Origin of the sequence: Streptococcus sp. DAT741, from assembly GCF_009866825.1 — a bacterium.
Lineage (GTDB): Bacteria > Bacillota > Bacilli > Lactobacillales > Streptococcaceae > Streptococcus > Streptococcus ruminantium.
This window is the reverse complement of the sequence record NZ_CP019557.1, coordinates 1023092-1045516: the sequence shown is the minus strand read 5'-3', so window position 1 is coordinate 1045516 and position 22425 is coordinate 1023092. Positions and strand designations below refer to the sequence as shown.

General features: G+C 39.4%; 21 protein-coding genes. 19 read left to right on the top strand and 2 right to left on the bottom strand.

Annotated features, from left to right (window positions below):
- The first annotated feature begins 52 nt into the window (after positions 1-52).
- On the top strand, positions 53-1885 hold the full coding sequence (lepA, locus tag BZG42_RS05055) for a translation elongation factor 4 (RefSeq protein ID WP_024532033.1): 1833 nt from the start codon (positions 53-55) through the stop codon (positions 1883-1885).
- A gap of 73 nt (positions 1886-1958) precedes the next feature.
- On the opposite strand, the gene BZG42_RS05050 is transcribed toward lepA, so the two are convergent.
- Positions 1959-2141, bottom strand: a complete 183-nt coding sequence (locus tag BZG42_RS05050) for a 4-oxalocrotonate tautomerase (RefSeq protein WP_120171717.1) — start codon at positions 2139-2141, stop codon at positions 1959-1961.
- Between the two features lie 132 nt (positions 2142-2273).
- On the opposite strand from BZG42_RS05050, the gene BZG42_RS05045 reads away from it, so the two are divergent.
- The 18 genes from BZG42_RS05045 to BZG42_RS04960 all read left to right on the top strand — a co-directional run bounded on the left by BZG42_RS05045 (position 2274) and on the right by BZG42_RS04960 (position 20491).
- Positions 2274-3590 carry an excalibur calcium-binding domain-containing protein gene (locus BZG42_RS05045; RefSeq protein ID WP_155996407.1) on the top strand — a complete coding sequence of 439 codons (1317 nt, stop codon included), beginning with the start codon at positions 2274-2276 and terminating at the stop codon, positions 3588-3590.
- A gap of 385 nt (positions 3591-3975) precedes the next feature.
- Positions 3976-4545 (top strand): thymidine kinase, encoded by a 570-nt coding sequence (locus BZG42_RS05040; protein WP_024532718.1) that lies wholly within the window; start codon positions 3976-3978, stop codon positions 4543-4545.
- A gap of 450 nt (positions 4546-4995) precedes the next feature.
- Positions 4996-6075, top strand: a complete 1080-nt coding sequence (prfA, locus tag BZG42_RS05035) for a peptide chain release factor 1 (RefSeq protein WP_120171715.1) — start codon at positions 4996-4998, stop codon at positions 6073-6075.
- On the top strand, positions 6075-6926 hold the full coding sequence (gene prmC, locus BZG42_RS05030; RefSeq protein ID WP_120171714.1) for a peptide chain release factor N(5)-glutamine methyltransferase: 852 nt from the start codon (positions 6075-6077) through the stop codon (positions 6924-6926). The genes prfA and prmC overlap by 1 nt, the downstream gene beginning before the upstream one ends.
- Positions 6895-7497 (top strand): L-threonylcarbamoyladenylate synthase, encoded by a 603-nt coding sequence (locus BZG42_RS05025; protein ID WP_165436940.1) that lies wholly within the window; start codon positions 6895-6897, stop codon positions 7495-7497. Before prmC ends, BZG42_RS05025 begins: the two co-directional genes overlap by 32 nt.
- A 4-nt stretch (positions 7498-7501) precedes the next feature.
- Entirely contained in the window at positions 7502-7933 is a 432-nt protein-coding gene (locus tag BZG42_RS05020) for a GNAT family N-acetyltransferase (protein ID WP_120171713.1), read from the top strand.
- A 63-nt stretch (positions 7934-7996) separates the two neighbouring features.
- The gene (glyA, locus tag BZG42_RS05015) at positions 7997-9256 is read left to right on the top strand and encodes a serine hydroxymethyltransferase (RefSeq protein ID WP_024532723.1); all 1260 of its coding nucleotides are present in this window, start codon (positions 7997-7999) and stop codon (positions 9254-9256) included.
- The gene (locus BZG42_RS05010; protein WP_155964153.1) at positions 9256-10230 is read left to right on the top strand and encodes a nucleoid-associated protein; all 975 of its coding nucleotides are present in this window, start codon (positions 9256-9258) and stop codon (positions 10228-10230) included. The genes glyA and BZG42_RS05010 overlap by 1 nt, the downstream gene beginning before the upstream one ends.
- Positions 10231-10830: a lysozyme family protein gene (locus tag BZG42_RS05005; protein WP_120171711.1), complete on the top strand. Its 600-nt coding sequence runs from the start codon at positions 10231-10233 to the stop codon at positions 10828-10830.
- A gap of 231 nt (positions 10831-11061) precedes the next feature.
- Positions 11062-11820 carry an SDR family NAD(P)-dependent oxidoreductase gene (locus BZG42_RS05000; protein ID WP_120171710.1) on the top strand — a complete coding sequence of 253 codons (759 nt, stop codon included), beginning with the start codon at positions 11062-11064 and terminating at the stop codon, positions 11818-11820.
- 15 nt (positions 11821-11835) lie between these two features.
- Complete coding sequence (locus BZG42_RS04995) at positions 11836-12591, top strand: DUF6287 domain-containing protein (RefSeq protein ID WP_155996409.1); 756 nt, start codon at positions 11836-11838, stop codon at positions 12589-12591.
- Positions 12592-13069: 478 nt separating this feature from the next.
- The gene (locus tag BZG42_RS04990) at positions 13070-15088 is read left to right on the top strand and encodes a BglG family transcription antiterminator (protein ID WP_120171708.1); all 2019 of its coding nucleotides are present in this window, start codon (positions 13070-13072) and stop codon (positions 15086-15088) included.
- Complete coding sequence (locus BZG42_RS04985; protein ID WP_024532729.1) at positions 15089-15373, top strand: PTS sugar transporter subunit IIB; 285 nt, start codon at positions 15089-15091, stop codon at positions 15371-15373. It abuts the gene before it with no gap.
- 26 nt (positions 15374-15399) lie between these two features.
- Positions 15400-16743, top strand: coding sequence for a PTS ascorbate transporter subunit IIC (locus BZG42_RS04980; RefSeq protein ID WP_024532730.1), 1344 nt, complete (start codon positions 15400-15402; stop codon positions 16741-16743).
- Between the two features lies 1 nt (position 16744).
- A complete protein-coding gene (locus BZG42_RS04975) occupies positions 16745-17593 on the top strand; it encodes a transketolase (protein ID WP_155996411.1) in 849 nt (282 codons plus the stop codon).
- Positions 17590-18513: a transketolase family protein gene (locus BZG42_RS04970; protein WP_155996413.1), complete on the top strand. Its 924-nt coding sequence runs from the start codon at positions 17590-17592 to the stop codon at positions 18511-18513. Before BZG42_RS04975 ends, BZG42_RS04970 begins: the two co-directional genes overlap by 4 nt.
- Before the next feature lie 337 nt (positions 18514-18850).
- On the top strand, positions 18851-19585 hold the full coding sequence (locus BZG42_RS04965; RefSeq protein ID WP_024532733.1) for a MerR family transcriptional regulator: 735 nt from the start codon (positions 18851-18853) through the stop codon (positions 19583-19585).
- 6 nt (positions 19586-19591) lie between these two features.
- A complete protein-coding gene (locus tag BZG42_RS04960; RefSeq protein WP_227985531.1) occupies positions 19592-20491 on the top strand; it encodes a CPBP family intramembrane glutamic endopeptidase in 900 nt (299 codons plus the stop codon).
- Between the two features lie 151 nt (positions 20492-20642).
- Here the strand turns inward: BZG42_RS04960 and guaA are convergent, their stop codons facing one another.
- Positions 20643-22193, bottom strand: a complete 1551-nt coding sequence (gene guaA, locus BZG42_RS04955) for a glutamine-hydrolyzing GMP synthase (RefSeq protein ID WP_120171704.1) — start codon at positions 22191-22193, stop codon at positions 20643-20645.
- Positions 22194-22425: the final 232 nt, after the last annotated feature.

The window sequence follows — 22425 nt, the reverse complement described above, 5'->3', positions numbered from 1 at the left end:
TTCTTGCTAAATCTGATATAATAAAGAGCAGTACCCTTGTAGAGGATGGATAATGAATTTAGAAGATTTAAAAAAACGTCAAGAGAAGATTCGGAACTTCTCTATTATTGCTCATATTGATCACGGTAAATCAACTTTAGCAGACCGCATTTTGGAAAAGACAGAGACAGTTTCTAGCCGTGAAATGCAGGCTCAATTACTGGATAGCATGGATCTAGAGCGTGAGCGCGGTATTACCATTAAGCTTAATGCTATTGAACTCAATTATCAGGCTAAAGATGGTGAGACCTATATTTTTCACCTAATTGACACACCAGGACATGTTGACTTCACCTACGAAGTGTCTCGCTCTCTAGCAGCTTGTGAAGGTGCTATTTTGGTCGTAGATGCGGCACAGGGAATTGAAGCCCAGACACTTGCCAATGTTTATTTAGCTTTGGATAATGATTTGGAAATCTTGCCTATTATCAATAAGATTGACCTACCAGCAGCGGATCCTGAACGTGTCCGTCAGGAAATTGAAGATGTGATTGGCTTGGATGCTTCAGAAGCAGTATTGACTTCTGCTAAGGCTGGTATCGGTATTGAAGAAATCTTAGAGCAAATTGTAGAGAAAGTTCCTGCACCAACTGGTGATGTAGAGGCTCCATTACAGGCTTTGATTTTTGATTCTGTTTATGATCCTTATCGCGGGGTCATCTTGCAAGTTCGGATTGTCAATGGTGTGGTTAAACCAGGTGATACCATCCAAATGATGAGTAATGGTAAAACCTTTGATGTCACAGAAGTAGGTATTTTTACACCAAAAGCTATCGGACGTGAGTTTTTAGCAACTGGTGATGTGGGCTATATTGCAGCTTCTATCAAGACTGTTGCTGATACCCGTGTCGGTGATACAGTAACTTTGGCAGAATATCCAGCAGCAGAGCCCTTGTCAGGCTACAAGCAGATGAATCCGATGGTCTTTGCTGGTATCTACCCAATTGACTCTAACAAATACAACGATTTACGTGAAGCTTTAGAAAAGCTCCAACTCAATGATGCTAGTTTACAGTTCGAGCCAGAAACTTCACAAGCCTTAGGCTTTGGTTTCCGCTGTGGATTCTTGGGACTCCTACATATGGATGTCATCCAAGAACGGATCGAGCGTGAGTTTAATATTGACTTGATTATGACTGCCCCATCTGTAGTTTATCATGTCAATATGACAGATGGTGAGATGCTTGAAGTTGCCAATCCTTCAGAATTTCCAGATCCTACCAAGATTGCAACCATTGAGGAACCTTATGTTAAGGCACAAATTATGGTTCCCCAAGAGTACGTTGGAGCGGTCATGGAATTGGCCCAGCGCAAGCGCGGAGATTTTGTAACAATGGATTATATTGACGACAATCGAGTCAATGTTATCTATCAAATTCCGCTCGCTGAGATCGTCTTTGACTTCTTTGACAAACTCAAGTCTTCAACGCGTGGTTACGCCAGCTTTGACTATGAGATTTCTGAATACCGCACTTCCAAGTTGGTTAAGATGGACATTCTCCTCAATGGAGATAAGGTGGATGCTCTCAGCTTTATTGTCCATAAGGAATTTGCCTACGAGCGTGGAAAAATCATTGTAGATAAACTCAAAAAAATTATCCCCCGTCAACAGTTTGAGGTTCCTATTCAGGCAGCTATCGGTCATAAAATTGTGGCCCGTAGTGACATCAAGGCTCTTCGTAAGAACGTTTTGGCAAAATGTTACGGTGGCGATGTTTCACGGAAACGAAAACTCCTTGAGAAGCAGAAAGCTGGTAAAAAACGCATGAAAGCAATAGGATCTGTAGAAGTTCCACAGGAAGCCTTTCTCAGCGTTCTCAGCATGGATGACGATGAGAAAAAGTAATCACGTTATCGCTGAATACGAAATAAAGTACAAGATAAAAATACTCCCGCAAATGTGAATTGCGAGAGTATTTTTATTTATGCTTCATTTCCCCCTGTGGATAGTAAGTCCCTTCTGGCATATCATTGATAAAGACATGAATGGCTTCCTTAGGTGCATTAGTATTGCGAGACACAACCTCTGTTATCTCACGTGCAAGAGCTATTTTTTGCTCTTGGGTGCGTCCTTCAAACAGATCGATTCGTACAAATGGCATGACAGTCCTCCAGTATTTTTTTGTTTATTGTATCATAGTTTCTACTGTTTTCCAAGGATATTCTTATAAACCATTGCAATTACCTATTATATTTTGTTATAATAACAGTGTATGGAATTAAGGAGGAGAATTATGTTTACTGGAAAAATTATTCAAAAAGTTACTAGCGTTTTTTTGAAAAAATCGCGTAAATTTTTTAATCGAAAAACAGGTATTATAGCGGGCGTTACATTAGCTATTATTTTTATTACAGGTCAATTAACGACTGCTGAACTCCCTAAAAAAGAGAAACTTTATGGTCAACAATATGCAACAGTTGTAAAGCATTTTCAAGAAGCAGGTTTCGAGAATATACAGGGGAAGGAGATCAATGATTTAGAATTTGGAAAAATTGGTGAAAATAATCCTGTTGAAGTTGTCTCTGTTGACGGAGAGAAGTGGAAGGAAGGCTGGGTTAGAAAAAATGCTCCTATTGTCATCTCCTATCATGCTCCTAAGGAAGATACTGTTGAGGTGAAATTTTCGCCTTCTAGTAAAATTGCAGATGTTGAAAAAGAACTAAGTAAATTAGGCTTTAAGCAGATTGATATGATTCCTATTCTACTGATAGAGAAAGGCAATGAAGATAAGAAAGATAGGGTAGACACTCTTCAAATTGGTAATCATCTGTATCAAACAGGATATTTTTACTCTGCCAGTTTGCCAGTCAAGTTGACTTATTTTGATGTTAGTCAGGATAATATCAGGGTGCCAGAAAATGTAATTGATGCTGAAAGTAAATCAGAACTTGAAAAACATATAAAAGTAGCAGGTTTTACTGATATTAAATGGGAAGCTGTTGCAGATAAAGATAAGTCTAATCATGAGAAAATTCAAAAGATAACCTTGGGTGGTGTAGAACTTAGGCTACGCACTAAGCAAGAAATTGTTATAAAAAAAGAGACTCCGATTGTGATTGCTTATTCTGATTTTTCTAGTTTCGCAGAATTACCAACCACTATTTCAACAACCAAAATCGCAGATACCAAAAAATTATTTATAGACGGTGGCTTCCCACAAGTAACAGAAGTAGCTACAGATACTAATGAAATTTCTAAGAATGGACAAGTCATTGCTGTTGAAATTGATGGTAAGGTCTTCAGTGACATCAATGATAAAGTTATTAAAAAAGATAGCCAAGTAGTTATTAAATATTGGAATGCAGAAAAAGCCATTGCTGAAAAGGCACTTAAGGATGAAGAAGCAAGAATCGTTGCCGAAGCTAAGAGGCAGACTAAAGTAAGAGTGCAAAATCAAATCCAGCAATTTGCTGGAAATACTTCACAAAATGTGTATTATCCAAATTGTAAGGCAGCTAGACAAGCTGGAGCAGCTCCAGTTTATAGAGGGCAACCAGGCTATGGACCGCATTTGGATCGTGACGGTGATGGAATTGGTTGCGAGCGATAAGCACATAGCCCTTATTTGACAGCGTTTACAAAAAATGGTATTCTGATCTAAGATAGGAGGTCGATAGCAATGAATCACAGAAATCGTATGATTTTGTCGTTTTTATTAGGTTGTCTGGCTTTATATTTGGCTGCAACAGTTTTTGCCCAGAGTACGTGGGAAGGACCGGTTTTTATCACTTTTTTCCTATACAGTATGATTTATGGCCTGGTTATGCTTTATAAGTGGAGACCAAAATTTGCACGAATTGTTTTCGATATTATCGGGAATTTATTAACATGGCCCTGATTTTTAGCAAGCTCTTTGGAGCTTGTTTTTATGTTTCCCTTAAAGCATATTTTGTGATAGAATGGAAGGAGTGAAATTTAAGATTGGATGAGAAAAAGTGGCACAATTATATTATAAATACGGCACAATGAACTCTGGTAAAACCATCGAGATTTTGAAAGTTGCACACAATTATGAAGAACAAGGAAAGCCTGTTGTCATTATGACATCAGCCTTGGATACTCGTGATGCCTTTGGTGTTGTCTCCAGTCGGATCGGTATGCGTAGAGAAGCAGTAGCGATTGATGATGAAATGGATATTTTTGGTTTTATCAAAAAAATGGAAACACGTCCCTATTGCGTCTTGATTGATGAAGCTCAATTTCTCCGACGTCATCATGTTTATGCTCTCGCACGTGTCGTAGATGAATTGGATGTGCCTGTCATGGCCTTCGGTCTTAAAAATGACTTTCGAAACGAATTATTTGAAGGTTCCAAATACCTGCTTTTATTGGCCGATAAGTTGGATGAGATTAAAACAATCTGTCAGTATTGCTCCAAAAAGGCAACCATGGTCTTGCGGACTCAAGATGGGAAACCAACCTACGAGGGAGAACAAATTCAGATTGGTGGTAATGAAACCTATATTCCTGTTTGCCGCAAGCACTACTTCTCACCCGAGATATGAGCCATTCAGGCAAGATGTATTATTTTGAATACTTCACAGAAAAACTGAGCATGTCTTACAAGTTAATTATGTGGAAGAATTCATTCCAACTATTTTACAGAAAGGAACTGAATACGGGCTACGACTCTGTGGAAATAGATAATTCTTCCCAGAAACTTTAGTTTCTAGGTCCGAATTCCTAATTTCCTTTGAGTCGCTTAGTGCCCTTAATATCTTAGAGTGAACTGAATACGGGTTACGAGCTGTACAAAAAGATATTTTTCCTAGGGAGGTTTTATCCTTCGTCAGAACCTCTCATTTTCTCAGTTCGCTTATGCCCTTTAATATCTTAGAAAGGAATCGAACATGCCCTGAAAGCTACGAAAAAAAGATAGACTGCCTTGCGTGTAGACGCACTTCATCAGTCCCCTATTTTTCCATCGCTTCCTTACGGGCTTTGTATCTTTTATTATGAATATTTATGATCAATTACAGGCGGTTGAAGACCGCTATGAGGAACTTGGAGAATTGCTTTCTGATCCGGATGTGGTCAGCGATACCAAGCGTTTTATGGATTTGTCAAAAGAAGAAGCAGCAACTCGTGATACAGTCACAGCTTATCGTGAATACAAGGTTGTTCTGCAAAATATAGTGGATGCTGAGGAGATGATTAAAGAATCTTCTGGCGACACAGATTTGGAAGAGATGGCTAAGGAAGAACTCAAACAAGCCAAGGCTGACAAAGAAACCTACGAGGAAAAACTTAAAATTCTTCTTCTACCCAAAGACCCAAATGATGACAAGAATATCATCTTGGAAATTCGTGGAGCAGCCGGCGGTGATGAGGCTGCCCTCTTTGCCGGAGATCTTCTGACCATGTATCAAAAATATGCAGAAAGTCAAGGTTGGCGTTTTGAAGTCATGGAGGCTTCATATAATGGTGTCGGTGGTATCAAAGAAGTAGTCGCCATGGTATCTGGTCAATCCGTCTACTCAAAACTTAAATATGAATCAGGTGCCCACCGTGTGCAACGTGTTCCCGTGACAGAGAGTCAGGGGCGTGTTCATACCTCGACAGCAACTGTGCTTATCATGCCAGAAGTAGAAGAAGTAGAGTATGATATTGATCCTAAAGACCTTCGTGTTGACATCTACCATGCCTCTGGTGCTGGTGGACAGAACGTCAACAAGGTTGCCACAGCTGTTCGTATCGTTCACCTACCAACTAACATCAAGGTTGAAATGCAGGAAGAACGGACACAACAAAAAAACCGTGACAAGGCTATGAAAATTATCCGTGCACGTGTAGCTGATCATTTTGCGCAAATCGCACAGAATGAACAAGATGCTGAAAGAAAGTCAACCATCGGAACAGGAGATCGCTCTGAGCGTATTCGTACCTACAACTTCCCACAAAACCGCGTGACAGACCATCGTATCGGCTTGACTCTACAAAAATTAGATACCATCTTGTCTGGCAAGATGGACGAGGTTGTTGATGCCCTTGTTCTTTACGATCAGACGAAAAAACTAGAAGAACTTAGCAAATAATGAACTATGCGCAATTATTTGCTGACTATGAAAAACAGCTAGTAGCCATCGGTGAAGAAGCAGAAAGTTTATCCTTCGCTTATCGTAGCTTGAAAAATCTTGATTTTACAGATTTTCTCTTCATGCTTCGTCAGGAAGTGACTCCCACTGACCGCAAACTCATTGACCAGATTTACCATCAGCTTGCCCTTCACCGACCAGCTCAGTACATCATCGGCAGATCTGATTTCCACGGACTCAGATTTGCTGTAGATGAGCGAGTTTTGATTCCCAGACCAGAAACTGAGGAGTTGGTTGAGTTGATTTTGCTGGAAAATAGCAGAGCAAATTTACGAGTTTTGGATATAGGAACAGGCAGCGGTGCAATTGCAATTTCGCTTGCTAAAGCTAGACCTGACTGGGAAGTGGTTGCAGTCGATATTTCGTCTGATGCCTTAGAAGTAGCCGTAGAAAATGCAGCAAGCAATCAAGTTTCTGTTCAGTTTCTACACTCAGACCTTTTCCAAGCAGTTTCGGGTAATTTTGATATTATTGTTTCCAATCCTCCCTATATTTCACCAAATGATAAAGATGAGGTCGGTACTAACGTACTCGCATCAGAGCCTCATTTAGCTTTATTTGCGGAGGAAGATGGCCTAGTTATTTATAGAAAAATTGTAGAGCAGGCAAGACAATTTTTGAAGGATAATGGAAAAATATACTTTGAAATTGGCTATAAGCAAGGGCAGTCTGTTGCTGATTTATTAGCGTTGCATTTCCCTGAAAAACGAGTCCGAGTTCTCAAAGACCAGTTTGGTCAGGATAGGAAGGTCGTAGCAGATGACAATAGATACTATTCGAGCTATTATTGAAAGTGGAGGCGCGGTTGTTCTCCCCACCGAGACAGTCTATGGTCTCTTCGCTCAAGCCTTGAACGAAGAAGCAGTTAATCATGTTTATCGTCTAAAACGGCGTCCTAGGGACAAGGCAATGAACTTAAATGTTTCCAGCTTAGAAGAGATACAATATTTTAGTCAAAATCCACCCAATTTTTTAGAAAAAGTGTATAATAGATTTATGCCTGGTCCCTTAACGATTATATTGAAAGCAAATAAAAACGTTCCTTTTTGGGTCAATTCAGGGCTAAATACTGTTGGTTTTCGCATTCCTAGCCATGAAAAAACCTTACGTTTGATTTCAGAAACTGGCCCTTTAATTGGACCGTCTGCCAATATTTCTGGAGAAGAAAGTGGCACAAAGTTCGCCTTTCTGATGACTCAGTTTCCAGAACAGTTAGCAGGAATAGAAGATGATCAAGCTCTAACAGGTATGGATTCAACTATCTTAGACTTATCCGGACAGAAAGCTCGTATTCTTCGTCAAGGCGCTATTAGTCGTGAGGCAATTGAGACAGCTATTCCTGAAATAAAATTCGAGGACTAAGCCTATGATTCGATCACTAAAACAAACAGATTTATCAGCTATAAGAGCCATTAACGCTGTTTCCTTAGGATATGACGTTTCCTTGGAAAAAACAGAAAGGCAATTTCAACGTTGTTCCAACGCTGGGGGACATTTCTTTCTCGTTTATGAAAATGAGGCAGACCAAGGAGTGCTGGGTTACATCCATGCTCAAGTTTACGAAAGTCTCTATTCTGAAACTGGATTGAATATCCTTGGTTTAGCTGTTTTACCCAATTTTCAAGGACAAGGAATTGGTTCAGCTTTGTTAGAAGCTACCGAGAAGTTAGCTAAAGAAAATGGATATACTTTTATTCGCCTGAATTCAGCCGACCATCGCAAACAAGCCCATCATTTCTACGAACAGCATGGCTATATATCAGATAAGCTGCAGAAGCGTTTTATTAAAACTCTATAAAATAACCATTGAACAGCGCATCTATTTTTATAGAATACCATCATTTATAAAGGAGTACCGCACATGATTTTTGATACAGTTGATTACAAAGACTTTGATAAAGAAGTATGGGATGCAATTAAGGCAGAAGAAGCTCGTCAACAAAATAACATCGAACTGATTGCTTCTGAAAACGTTGTTTCTAAAGCTGTCATGGCTGCCCAAGGATCTATCTTGACCAACAAGTATGCTGAAGGCTATCCGGGCCGTCGCTACTATGGCGGTACCGAGTGCGTAGATGTTGTTGAAAGTTTAGCGATTGAGCGTGCAAAGGAAATCTTTGGTGCTAAGTTTGCTAACGTTCAACCCCACTCAGGAAGTCAAGCCAACTGTGCAGCTTATATGGCTTTGATTGAGCCTGGAGATACTGTTATGGGAATGGATTTGGCTGCAGGTGGACATTTAACTCACGGTGCTTCTGTTAGTTTCTCAGGCCAAACCTATAACTTTGTAGCTTATAATGTTGATGAAGAAACGGGCTTCTTGGATTATGATGTTATTTTGGAGCAAGCGAAAGAAGTTCAGCCAAAATTGATTGTTGCTGGTGCTTCAGCTTATTCCCGTATTATTGATTTTGCTAAATTCCGTAAGATTGCTGATAGTGTAGGAGCAAAATTGATGGTTGACATGGCCCATATTGCTGGTCTTGTGGCAGCAGGGCTTCATCCAAGTCCAATTCCGCATGCACATATCGTTACTACAACAACTCATAAAACTCTACGTGGTCCTCGCGGTGGTTTGATCTTGACAAATGATGAAGAAATCATAAAAAAAATCAATTCAGCCATCTTCCCTGGTATTCAAGGTGGCCCGCTAGAGCACGTCATCGCTGCCAAAGCAGTTGCATTTAAAGAGGTATTGGATCCTTCCTTTAAATATTATGCTCAAAAAGTCATAGATAATAGTAAGGCTATGGCAGAAGTTTTTCTTGCTAATCCGAATTTTAAAGTCATCACAGGTGGAACGGATAACCATCTTTTCCTTGTTGATGTTACCAAAGTTGTTGAAAATGGTAAAGTTGCCCAACATCTTTTGGATGAAGTAAATATTACTCTAAATAAAAACTCAATCCCTTACGAGAAATTATCACCATTCAAAACCAGTGGCATTCGGATTGGCTCAGCAGCCATCACTGCTCGTGGTTTTGGTATTGAAGAGGCTCGTAAGGTTGCCCACTTAACTATCAAAGCACTTGAAAATGCTGATAATGAAGTAGTTCTTGAGGAAATTCGTCAGGAAGTTCGTGCTTTGACAGAACAATTCCCTCTATACGAAGGTTTATAATGGATATATTTGTAAAAAAAGCCCTAATACATCAATTTAGTTCTGATGATACTGAGCTGGTCCTTGCCGACCAGCTTTTGACTGTTACTCCTAAAATAGAAGAATATTTGCGTAAGAAAATTGAGCGTGTCTTTTCTGATGAAGCTAAGACAGGACAATTTGAAGCAAACCATCCTTTTCTGGATTATTTGAAAGGAGATTTACTAACCAATTCTGTCAAGATTGCAAATCTCTGGAAGGAAGAATTTTCGATCTCTGAAAACCTCAAAACCAATGACCTCATATTCATCACTTTTGAGAAAAATGGTATCGAACATTTTGCATTCTTAAGAATTTCTTTACGTGAAAGTCTGGCTCATGTAGGAGCAGAGAGCGGGAGTCCTATAAAAATTACACAGAATAACTTGCCAGGAGCAGGAACCGCACCAGATGAGGCCTTAATTGTCAATCTTCAGACATATAGGTATCATCTGATTGAGAAACGAATCAAACACAACGGTGCCTTTCTCAATTACTTTTCAGATAATCTTCTGCAGGTCACACCAGCTATTTCCGCTAAAAAATCAATCAAAGCTGTCGAACAAACTGCTCAGAAAATTGCAGATAGTTTTCATCAAGATGATTTCCAATTCCACTCCAAGGTAAAATCAGCTATTTTTAACAATTTGGAAGAAGGTAACGAATTATCACCAGAGAAATTAGCAGATCAGTTGTTCGATACCAACTTAACTGCTCGTCTGAATTTTGTTGATCAGCTGAAAGAAGTCATTCCAGACAAGGTGTCTTTTGATGAGATTGATAAGACCCGCCAGCTCAAAAAGTTTGAAAATCAAAAGTTGTCTTTATCAAATGGTATTGAACTGATTGTACCAAATGCTATCTATGAAGATGCGGAAGCGGTCGAATTTATTCAAAATGATAATGGAACTTATTCCATCCTTATCAAAAATATTGAAGATATAAAGAGTAAGTAAATGAAAAAATTGATAAAAATACTAATGCTTCTTTTACTAATCTTTCTTGGCTATAAATGTTTTCAAACGTATCGTACAGTCAAGCAAGTTATGACTTATCAACCTATGGTTCGAGAAATATTAGCGGAAAATGACACATCAGCCAATGAAGAGCTCATTTTAGCAATGATTTATACAGAAACCAAAGGACGAGAAGTTGATGTCATGCAGTCCAGCGAATCGGCAAGCGGTTCTGCCAATACCATTACAGATAGTAAAGAAAGTATCCGTCAAGGAATAGTCTATCTTACCGAAAAACTACGATTAGCAGAGGAAAAAGGTGTAGGAGTCTGGACCGCTGTACAAGCCTATAATTTCGGTCCTGCCTATATTGATTATATTGCTAAACATGGTGGCGAGCATACTCTTGCCTTAGCAGAAGAATATTCAAAAAACGTGGTGGCACCAAGTCTAGGCAATACTACACAGGAAACCTATACCTACTACCACCCAATCGCCTTGCTGAATGGTGGAAAATTATATGTAAATGGCGGAAACATCTACTATGCACGGCAAGTTCGCTTTAATATGCATTTAATGCGATTCATAAATTTATTTTAAATTGTCTAAAACTCATGAGAAATGAGTTTTTTCTGTTGGAGACATGCTCTTATCTGATAAATGCCTGAAGTGTCGCTCAGCTTTCCTTTGACAATAGGTAGCAGGTATCTGTATCGGATCAATTTATCATCAGGAGTGATGGTACGAACAGTCTTATTTCCCCTCTCGGAATATGTATTTGAAACAATCTCATCAAAAATGTAGTATAATAGGAGAATAGGAGACAAAGTGATGAAACGAAATGTGTTGATTACAGGTGCAAGCAGTGGGATTGGTAAAGCGATTGCTTATGCTTTTGCTAAAGATGGTGATAATGTTATCATCACGGGGCGCAGACTTGACAAATTGGAAGCGATTAAACGAGATATTGAAAATAAGTACGGTGTTCAGGTCTATATTTATTCTTTTGATGTGACAGATATAGAGCAGGTTATCCTACATTGTCAGAGTATTTTACAGAAAGTAGGTCAGATTCATATTTTGGTTAACAACGCTGGTCTAGCTCTGGGATTGGATAAGTTCCAAGATTATGATTTGACGGATATGATGGTTATGATCGATACTAATATAAAGGGCTTGCTTGCTGTTACGCATCAGTTATTGCCCCAAATGGTTATGTATAACGATGGACAAATCATCAATATCGGATCAACAGCAGGAATCTATGCCTACGCAGGAGCGGCAGTTTATGCTGCAACAAAGTCAGCTGTAAAAGTCCTATCAGATGGTATTCGCATTGATACAATTGATAAGCAAATTAAGGTCACTACCATACAACCTGGTATCGTAGAAACAGATTTCAGTCAGGTTCGTTTCCATGGTGATAAAGCAAGGGCAGCTACTGTTTATAAGGGAATCGAAGCGCTACAAGCGGAAGATATTGCCAACTGCACTCTATTTGTTGCCAATCAACCCAAGCATGTACAGATTTCAGATATGACTATCATGGCGACGAAGCAGGCTACTGGTTTTACGATTCATAGGGAATAAGGAGGCGAGGACAAGATGAAGAAAAAATATCCTCTGGCATTACTGGGACTCTTTACTCTTATCGTTTTTTCTGCTTGTCACATGGGAAAAGAAAAGACAACAAGAAGTTCATCAAACACTGAACATCAGTCAACTAGTTCAAGTATTTCATCCACTGTACCCAGAGAGTTATCACTACTTTCTATGGATATTGATGCACTAATGCAGGGGAATTATGACAGCATTCTCGGTACTTGGCAGAATAGTAAAGGGGAAACCTTGGTGTTTAATAGCAAAGGTTTAGTTGATGAGAATCGTAATCTTTTAGGTCGTGGAAAAATAACGGATGGGATTTTTGAAACTGGCTATGTTGATTCAAGCGTTGGAGAAGTTGACCTTCTTATGATTCCCAAAGGTACCACATTGAGTTCTTCTTTCCTTGCAAGTGGAGTGACAGCCCCAACAGATGCTTCCCGTGATAGAATTGTGGCCAAAAATGGATTGTTAGGCGCTGATGCAGATGCCTTTTATCGTCTATCGAATTCAGCTAATAGCGGTATAGATCCACTAAAAAATACTGAAACAGGTGTTCAATTAGAGAGTGGTCCCAAAACAGTTGATTACGCAAATAGGATTTTAGGCAAGAACAATTGGAGGGTAACCGAAGGGAATTATACACGAACGGAGTCTATACCTTACAATGTTTTGGAAGGAAACGATAACACCCGTTACACAGTTTATCAAAACGGAGTGATTGTTAATGCTGGTTACCAGATTATCTATCAACCTTAAAATTGTCCTGAAGCGTACAGACATATGTAAATAAAGGGCTTCGGAATTATACATTTAAGATAAGGAGACGGTCTCATGGGCTGTTTCTTTTTAGTTTAGTCTTTATGGCTCTCTCTAGCAGATGAGGAGACACTTTAATATTTGAACTCATCTTGCCATCTATTTTAAGCTAATGCTTGAACTCAAAAAAATATTAGATGGTGTTTATGACTCATTGATACAAACTGTGTTCACTATATCTTCTGTCGTTTTGATATAAAGTCTCCCTCTATGACCTTATCATTCAACATATCAAGACAATGAGAATAGAGATGGATTTCGGCAATTAGTCAGCTATTTACAGACGAAAGAGAATAATTTTTCTACTCGATTTCTATTGAGTACAATGAGAGCGTTTTCTAAACGAGTGTAAATTGGACTCAAAGAGACTGGAAAAGGGGCTCAAAAAAGAATAAAATGAAAATAAGAGGTGAGAGAAATGGATAATCGTACCATTGCTGTTATCATAGAGTTATTTGCTAATAAAGAAATGAGTCTTTATGAATTAAGTGTTCAGACAGGAGTTGATAAGGAAAATGTATTGGTTGGCTTACGAGAAGTAAACGAACTTTTAGAGCGAGAAGGATATGAACCCATCTATTTTAAAGGGGGACTATATCAAGTTCCCGAAACACTTTTATCGTACCAGCGAGAGATTTTTGAATGGTTGCGGAGCCACGAGATTTATTTGTCGCAAGAGGAGCGACAAATGCTTCTTTACCTTTATACCTTCATCCGAAAAGAATTTGTTTCCAATAATCATTTTCAAGATTTGTTGGGGGTTAGTCGCAACACTGTTCTAGCTGATATTAAAGCTGTGCGAAATGTTTGCAGTCGCTTTGATATTTTTCTTGCCTATACTCGATCGGACGGCTACCATTTAATCGGACAGGAAGAAAATAAACATCGTCTAGCACTTTATGCAATTAGTAGTTGCTTACGATCTTCCGTTGGGATATGGGCTATGGACTATCTTCTCAGGGCTTGGCAGGAAAAAAATCACATTACAAATCTCAAACAGATTAGTCAGCACCTTTGTCATTTTTACCAGTTGTCAGCCTTGGAAGACCGCCTGGATGAGTTTCTCTATTTCCTTCAATATCTTTCTATCCGCAAAAAACGAGTAGACAAGGATATTACAGACATAGTTTCACCCTTCCCTCAGGATATTGTGCGTGAACTGTGGAGGGGATTAGAGACGCATCAGGAGTTGTCAGAATCTTGGGTTGCTTATCTAACCCATCTATTACAGGGATGTTTAGAGGGACAAATTAGTGGTGAAAATGATTTCTTCCATCGATTAACATTGGAAATTGTTGATGAAATGGAACGTTTGTCTTTGATTGAATTTAAGCATCGCAAGGAGTTAATCCAAGGACTGGAGAGACATTTAATACCGGCCTATGCACGTTTGACATCACGTTTAGTCAATGTAAATGCTTATACCAATGTGGTAAAAAAAGAACACAAGGATTTATTCGAAATTGTTAAGAAGGCTTTACGACCTTTAGAAAATCATTTAGGATTTGATGTTCCAGACAGTGAAGTATCTTACTTCGTTATCCATTTTGGAGGATATATAGAAGCCGCTACAGACCGGTCGTTTCATTATCGAGCCTTGGTGGTCTGTCCTAATGGAGTAAGTTCATCCTTGATTGTGAAAGAGCATCTTAAACAACTTTTTCCTAATATTTGCTTCTCAGACCTACATTCTTTAGCCTATCTTGAAGGAGCCATTGAAGACAACTATGATATGATTTTTTCAACAATTAAGTTGGAGACACAACGTCCTTTTTTCTTAGTTCCTACTCTAATGACTTTGGCACAAAAGCGAGAGCTCTTTCATTTAGTCAGTGAACAATTTGTTAACGCTGGCTATGTTCCTATCGAGATTGAGCGATTGCTTAGCATTATCAGTAGGTACGCCACTGTTCATCGCGAGCCAGCTCTAAAGTATGAACTTGTACAATTTTTAAATGAAAGAATACCTAATGGAAGGGAGAGGAGTCCGATGTTAGCTGAATTGATTACGGTAGACACCTACCGTTACACAGAACAAAAATTGTCTTGGATGGAAGCTATTTCGTTAGCTGCACAACCTCTGGTTGAGCAGGGAAAAGTCGAAGAACGATATATTGATGCCATGATTGATAAGGTAAAAAATTTAGGACCATTTATTGATTTAGGAAAAGGAGTAGCAATCCCTCATGCACGTCCAGAAGATGGTGTTAAGGAAGTCGGCATGTCTATGCTGAGCCTAAAATATCCCATTCACCTATTAGACGATCCTACTCATGAGATTAGCTTGCTGATTTGCATTGCGGCAGTAGATAATCACACCCATCTGCGAGCTTTGTCACATTTGACAGCTATATTAAGAGAAACAACAACTATTCAACAACTTACTGACTCAAAAGAGTTCATTGAGATTGCAGATTTATTAAAGGAGGAACGGTAAATGTTAAAAATTGGAGCAGCCTGTGGCTCAGGATTGGGATCAAGTTTTATGGTTCAAATGAATATTGAATCAATCTTGCGTGATTTAGGCATAGCAGATGTTGAAGTCGAGCATTATGATATTGGTGGAGCAACAGCACAAGATGCCGATGTATGGATTGTTGGTCGTGACTTGGCAGATTCTGCTAGTCATCTTGGGGATGTTCGTTCGCTCAATAGCATTATTGATATGGATGAACTGAGAGAGCTTGTAACCACCATCTGTCAGGAAAAAGATTTGATTTAAGTGAAAAAATTGTAAAGGAGAAGAGTATGTTAAAGTTTTTAATTGATATTGCAAAGACACCAGCAATTCTAGTTGCCTTGATTGCAGTTTTAGGATTGGGACTTCAAAAGAAGCCCGCATCCGAACTAATTAAAGGTGGCTTGAAGACCTTTGTTGGTTTCCTTGTAGTTGGTGGTGGAGCAACACTTTTACAAACTTCCCTCAATCCATTTGGAACCATGTTTGAACACGCTTTTCATTTACAAGGTGTCGTTCCAAACAACGAAGCTATCGTAGCACTTGCATTGACTGAATACGGGACAGCAACTTCTCTCATTATGCTTCTTGGTATGTTTTTTAATATCTTAATTGCACGTTTTACACGTTTTAAATACATATTTTTGACAGGTCATCATACCCTCTACATGGCCTGTATGATTGCTGTCATCATGACGGTAGCAGGTTTTACATCAGCAGGACTCATTATTATGGGCGGTTTAGCTCTAGGAATTATCATGACCTTGTCACCTGCTTTTGTTCACAAATATATGATTCAATTGACAGGCAATGATAAAGTTGCTCTTGGGCATTTTAGTTCCTTAGGATACTGGCTCAGTGGTTTCATTGGTAGCTTGGTTGGCGACAAGTCAAAATCAACTGAAGACATCAAATTCCCTAAAGGTTTGGCCTTCTTACGTGATTCAACTGTCAGTATCGCTATCTCAATGTCAATTATTTACATTATCGTTGCTCTTTTCGCTGGTGGTGACTGGATTGAAACAACATTGAGTAATGGTACAAACAGTCTTGTTTATGCACTACAATTGGGTGGTACATTCGCCGGCGGTGTATTCGTTATTCTTTCTGGTGTACGGTTAATATTGGCAGAAATTGTACCTGCTTTTAAAGGTATTTCTGAAAAATTGGTACCGAACTCCAAACCAGCTCTTGACTGTCCAATTGTGTATCCATACGCTCCTAATGCAGTATTGATAGGTTTTATTTCTAGTTTTGTCGGTGGCTTGGTCAGTATGGCAGTTATGATTGTAACAGGCAGCGTAGTGATTTTACCAGGAGTGGTGCCGCACTTTTTCTGCGGCGCAACAGCAGGTGTTATAGGGAACGCTTCTGGTGGTATTCGTGGTTCTATTGTTGGAGCTTTTGCTCAAGGTATTTTATTGAGTTTTTTACCAGTCTTCTTACTTCCAGTTTTGGGAAATCTCGGCTTTGCAGGTTCTACATTCTCTGATGCAGATTTTGGGCTATCAGGTATTTTCCTTGGTGTTTTAGCCAAAAATGGTGGTATGGCAACAATATCTATTGGTATTTTCGCTGTTCTTGCACTAATGCTAGTACTGACTATTATTTCCAAAAATAAGAAAGAGGTTTAATATGGCAGCAGAGCTAGCGAGGCTACGACAATTTACGGATGAAATTCGTTATCATACAATAGCAACCCTCAACCAGCTTGGATTTGGTCATTATGGCGGCAGTTTATCTATCGTGGAAGTTTTAGCAGTTCTGTATGGTGAAATAATGGATATCACTGTTCAAAACTTTTCATCTCGAGAGCGAGACCATTTTATCCTTTCTAAAGGGCATGCAGGTCCAGCACTCTACAGCGCACTTTATCTGAAAGGGTTCTTTGATCATGATTTTTTGTGGTCGCTCAATCGTAACGGGACTAGTCTACCTTCACATCCTGATCGTAATCTCACTCCCGGGATTGACATGACAACTGGCTCTTTGGGCCAAGGAATGAGTGTGGCCACAGGAGTTGCTTACGGTCAAAAAATTGCCAACTTCCCTTACTATACTTATACATTGGTAGGAGATGGTGAGTTGAATGAGGGACAATGTTGGGAGGCTGCTCAATTTGCAGCTCACCATGAATTATCTCATCTCATTCTATTTGTTGATGACAATAAGAAACAGCTAGATGGTCGTACAGTAGATATCTGTCAAACTTTTGATTTTGTGGAGAAATTTATTTCTTTTGGCTGGGAAGCAGTACGAGTGGATGGCAGTGATATTGTAGCGATTTTAAATGCTATCACAACCGTAAAAACAAGTCGTTCCAACAAACCAAAGTGTATCGTACTTGATACTATCAAAGGACAAGGGGTCCCTCTCCTTGAAAATATGGAAAACAACCACCACCTACGTCTTGCTGGCAATTTACTAATAGATTTAGAGAAAGTTGCGCAGGATTTGGAGAAGGAATTGGAGGGTAGGACATGAGAGAAAGTAGAGAAATGCGTCTAATCTATAGTGATTTCTTAGCTGAGAAATGCAAAGAGAGCGAACAGGTCATTGTCTTAGAAGCAGACTTGTCTAGTTCTATGTCCACCAATACATTACAATCTACTTATGGTGGTCGCTATATCAATGTAGGCATTATGGAGCAGGAAATGGTCGGTGTGGCTGCGGGATTATCTGTTTTAGGTTATAAGCCTTATCTACATACCTTTGGACCGTTTGCCAGTCGTCGTGTTTATGATCAAGTATTCTTATCACTTGGTTACGCTAAGCTTGATGCGACTATTATTGGTTCAGATGCTGGAGTATCTGCTGAAATGAATGGTGGCACCCATATGCCTTTTGAAGATTTAGGACTGATGCGCCTGATTCCAAATGCTCGAGTTTATGAAGTAAGTGATGACATTCAATTCCGAGCTATCTTGGAGGAAACCTTAGAGATAGGTGGTCTCAAATACATCCGAACTATCCGTAAAAGGCCATTTCCTCTTTATATAGGAGATGAGGACTTCAGTAAGGGCTATACCATCTTACGCAACGGCACAGATGCAACTATAGTCGTTAGCGGTATTATGGTAGAACAGGCTATACTCGCTGCTAACCGTTTAGCAGAAGAAGGAATATCTGTACAAGTGATAGATCTTTTTCGTATTAAACCAATTCACGAAGAAGTAACAAATCTTCTTGTGGGAAAACCTGTCATCACAGCAGAAAATCACAATCGTATCGGCGGTTTAGGCAGTGCAATTTGTGAGCTACTGGCAACAGTTAAAGATACTTTGGTTTACCGTGTTGGCGTTGACGAACGATTCGGACAGGTCGGACAACAAAACTACCTGATGGAAGAATATGGACTAACTGCAAATGCTATTTATAAACAGGTGATAAAAATTATTCAATAGCGATTGTCTAATCATAAAATGAGATAGAACTTAGTTCTGTTGCTAGACAGAGTTAAGTTCTATTTTCGTTTTTTAGCAATAATTACTAGGAAAATATAGACACAGCTTTCAATGATACGCTATAATGAAACGATAAGAAAAACAACTTGTACTTTTTCCTTATAAAAAATACAGAACAAGATGAAGGTATGCAGTGCAGGTTACAAATGTCCTAATAAGACAATTACTTTTTGACAGTGATTGCAAGTGTTCCAAATAAATATAACATAACCTAACGTCAGGTATTGCTTGTGACGCTAGGTTATATGCTATTATTAGCATAAAGGAGGTGAAAGCTGTGTCAAAATACACGACAGGGGAAATTGCAAAACTTTGTGAAGTGACAGTCAGAACAGTTCAATATTATGATACCCGTGGTATTCTTGTTCCGAGTGAATTGACAGAAGGTGGACGAAGGCTCTACTCTGAAGATGATGTAAAGCGTATGAAAATTATCTGCTTTCTTCGTGAACTAGGACTTTCTCTGGACTCAATCGGACAGATTCTTTCTGAGGAAGATCCCGGTAGCATTATCTCTCTACTTTTAAATCAGCAGGAAGCTATATTGAAGAGAGAGGTTATCGAGCGGGAGGAGAAGCTACATAAAATTTCCGAACTGAAGACCAGACTTAAAAATGTGAGTGAATTTTCCATCGAATTTATCGGTGACATAGCATATACTATGACAAACAGGAAGAAACTGAGGAATCTCCGCCTCATTATGATAGTTGGTGCGCTACCACTCGGTATTCTACAGTGGGCATCAATTATCTTATGGTTCACAAAGGGAATCTGGTGGCTATTCCTTGTCTGGGTTATTGTTGTGGTTCCATATATCATTTGGTTTTGCCGTTGGTATTTCAAAAAGATGGCTTATATCTGTCCACAATGTCATACAGTTTTTCAGCCAACCATTAAGGAAGGACTATGGGCCAAGCATACCTATACCACGCGAAAACTCACTTGTTCATCTTGTAACCATCACGGTTTCTGCGTGGAGATTGCTGCCGAATCACAAGAAGAGATAGGATGACACATAATGAAAAGATACAATAAAATTCAGATGATGAAGTATCTGATATGGACATTTCTTCTTGCATACGCCATACAGATAGGTGCCTCGTTTATTTATAATAATGGTAATACCATATTTGCTCAACTAATCATTACAGGAATGATGTTTGTTCCTACAATTGGTGCGCTAATTTCAGGAGTCAAGTTAGGCGATATGGGCTGGAAGGTGCAGTTTCGGAAGAACCTTCGATTCATTATGATAGCATGGTTTGCTCCAATCGTCCTAGTAACGCTCGGAGCTTGCTTATACTTCATGATTTTTCCTACGCATTTTGATATAAGTGGAAAATATCTGGTAGTAACTGGAGGCGTAGAGGCTATTAAGCAGATGGAGTCGCTAGGTATTTCTTATCCCCTATATATCATAATGAGCTTCATCAGTAGCATTACTTATGCACCATTCGTCAATATGGTTATAGCACTAGGCGAAGAGATTGGATGGCGTGGATTTTTATATCCTCAATTAAAAGCCAAATTAGGGAGAAGAATGGGATGGATTATAGGGGGTATCATTTGGGGAATGTGGCATTGGCCTCTCATTTGGCTAGTTGGTTATGAATATGGAGCGGCTACAGCAAATCAAAATGGGTATATTGGTTTTCCTATTGTTGGTATGCTTCTCTTTTGTGCCATCACGGTTGGATGGGGAATTCTGCACGATTGGCTGTATGAAAAAAGCGAAAGTATATGGATACCATCACTTTTCCACGGTGCAATCAATGCAGTAGCAGCTCTACCTTTGTCCGTTTGTCTTACTAATACTGGCTCTGCACGATTACTAGGACCTGCACCGATGGGCATGCTTGCAGCTTTGCCATTTTTACTAGTCGCAATAGTGCTGTTGCTTCGCCAAAAGAACTCTTAGGAAACACATACAAATGCGTTGATTCTCAAAAAAGGTTCCCCCTTAGCACCATCGAGACACAGCTAAGGGGGATTTTATGTCAAATTTATTGTCAAAAATAAAAGAAAAACCTTGTAGACATTATTTCACAAGGCTTCTCGAATAGTTTATATTATTCCCACTCAACAGTTGCGGGTGGTTTACTTGTAATATCGTAGACGATGCGGTTGACGTGTTCAACTTCATTTACGATACGGACGGAGATTTTTTGAAGGACATCCCATGGAAGTTTAGCAAAGTCAGCGGTCATACCATCAACGGAAGTAATAGCACGAATGGCGATAGTGTAATCGTAGGTACGACCATCTCCCATAACTCCTACAGAGCGTACACCAGTATTAACCGTAAAATACTGCCAAACATCGCGATCTAGACCAGCTTTTGCGATTTCTTCGCGCAAGATTGCATCAGACTCACGAACTGTCTGAAGTTTTTCCTCGGTAATTTCACCCATAACACGGATAGCAAGACCTGGTCCTGGGAATGGCTGGCGCCAAACAACCTCATCCGGCATACCAAGAGCAGTACCAAGTGCTCTCACCTCATCTTTGAAAAGGGTATTCAATGGTTCGATCAATTTGAACTGCATGTCTTCTGGTAAACCACCAACATTGTGATGGGACTTAATAGTTTCAGCCGTATCTGTACCAGATTCAATGATGTCTGTATAGAGAGTGCCTTGAGCTAAGAATTCGACATCCGTCAGCTTGCTTGCCTCATCATCAAAAACGTAAACAAATTCATTTCCGATGATTTTACGCTTCTTCTCAGGATCAGACACACCTGCAAGTAAATCTAAGAAACGCTTAGCAGCGTCAACGCGAATAATATTGAGACCAAACTTGCCGCCTAGCATCTCCATAACCTGATCCCCTTCATTCTTACGAAGTAGGCCATGATCAACGAAGATACAGGTCAACTGGTCTCCGATAGCACGTTGAAGAAGGACACCAACGACAGAAGAGTCTACTCCACCAGATAAACCAAGCAAGACTTTCTTATCTCCAACTGTTTGACGGATTTTCTCAATTTCTGTTTCAATAAAATTTTCCATCGTCCAGTCACCTTTAGCGCCACAGATAGCAAAAGCAAAGTTTTTTAAGATGTCATTCCCATAAACAGAATGACGAACCTCCGGGTGGAATTGGATACCGTAAATATGACGTTCTGTATTTTCAATGGCCGCATAAGGGCAGTCAGCAGATAAACCAACTAAGTGGAAGTCTGTAGGAATCTCTGTCACAGCATCACCATGACTCATGAGAACTAGTTGCTTCTCAGGAGTGCCGGCAAACAGTTTTGATTCAGCTTCTAGCTGCAAGTTGGATTGACCATACTCACGATTACCAGCTTCACCGGCAGGCACAACCTTGCCACCTAATTTATGAGTAATCAATTGCATTCCGTAGCAAATTCCTAAAATTGGAATCCCCAATTCAAAAATTGCCGGGTCAATATCAAAAGCATTTTCTGCGTAAACAGAGTTCGGGCCACCAGATAGAACGATACCGATTGGATTGATTGTACGAACTTCTTCAGCAGTAATAGTATGATTTTTCAATTCTGAAAAGACACCAAATTCACGAATGCGACGTGAAATGAGCTGATTGTACTGGCTACCATAATCCAGAACAATGATTTTTTGAACATCTTGTTTTGTCATGTTTTACCCCTTTATTTTGAATAAAATTCAAATATCGTTACTCATTCTACCATAAAAACGAACATTTTCCAAACCATATTTGTTAAATATCTGTTTTCCAAACTATGAGTGATTTTCTTAAATTGAGTGTTCGTATTTTTCTTAGTTTTACACCGTTTATTTTAGTTCTTTTACTCACATTGTTTGTCTAGCAATCTTTTCCAAATAGAAACCAGTCTAGATTAGTCAAACG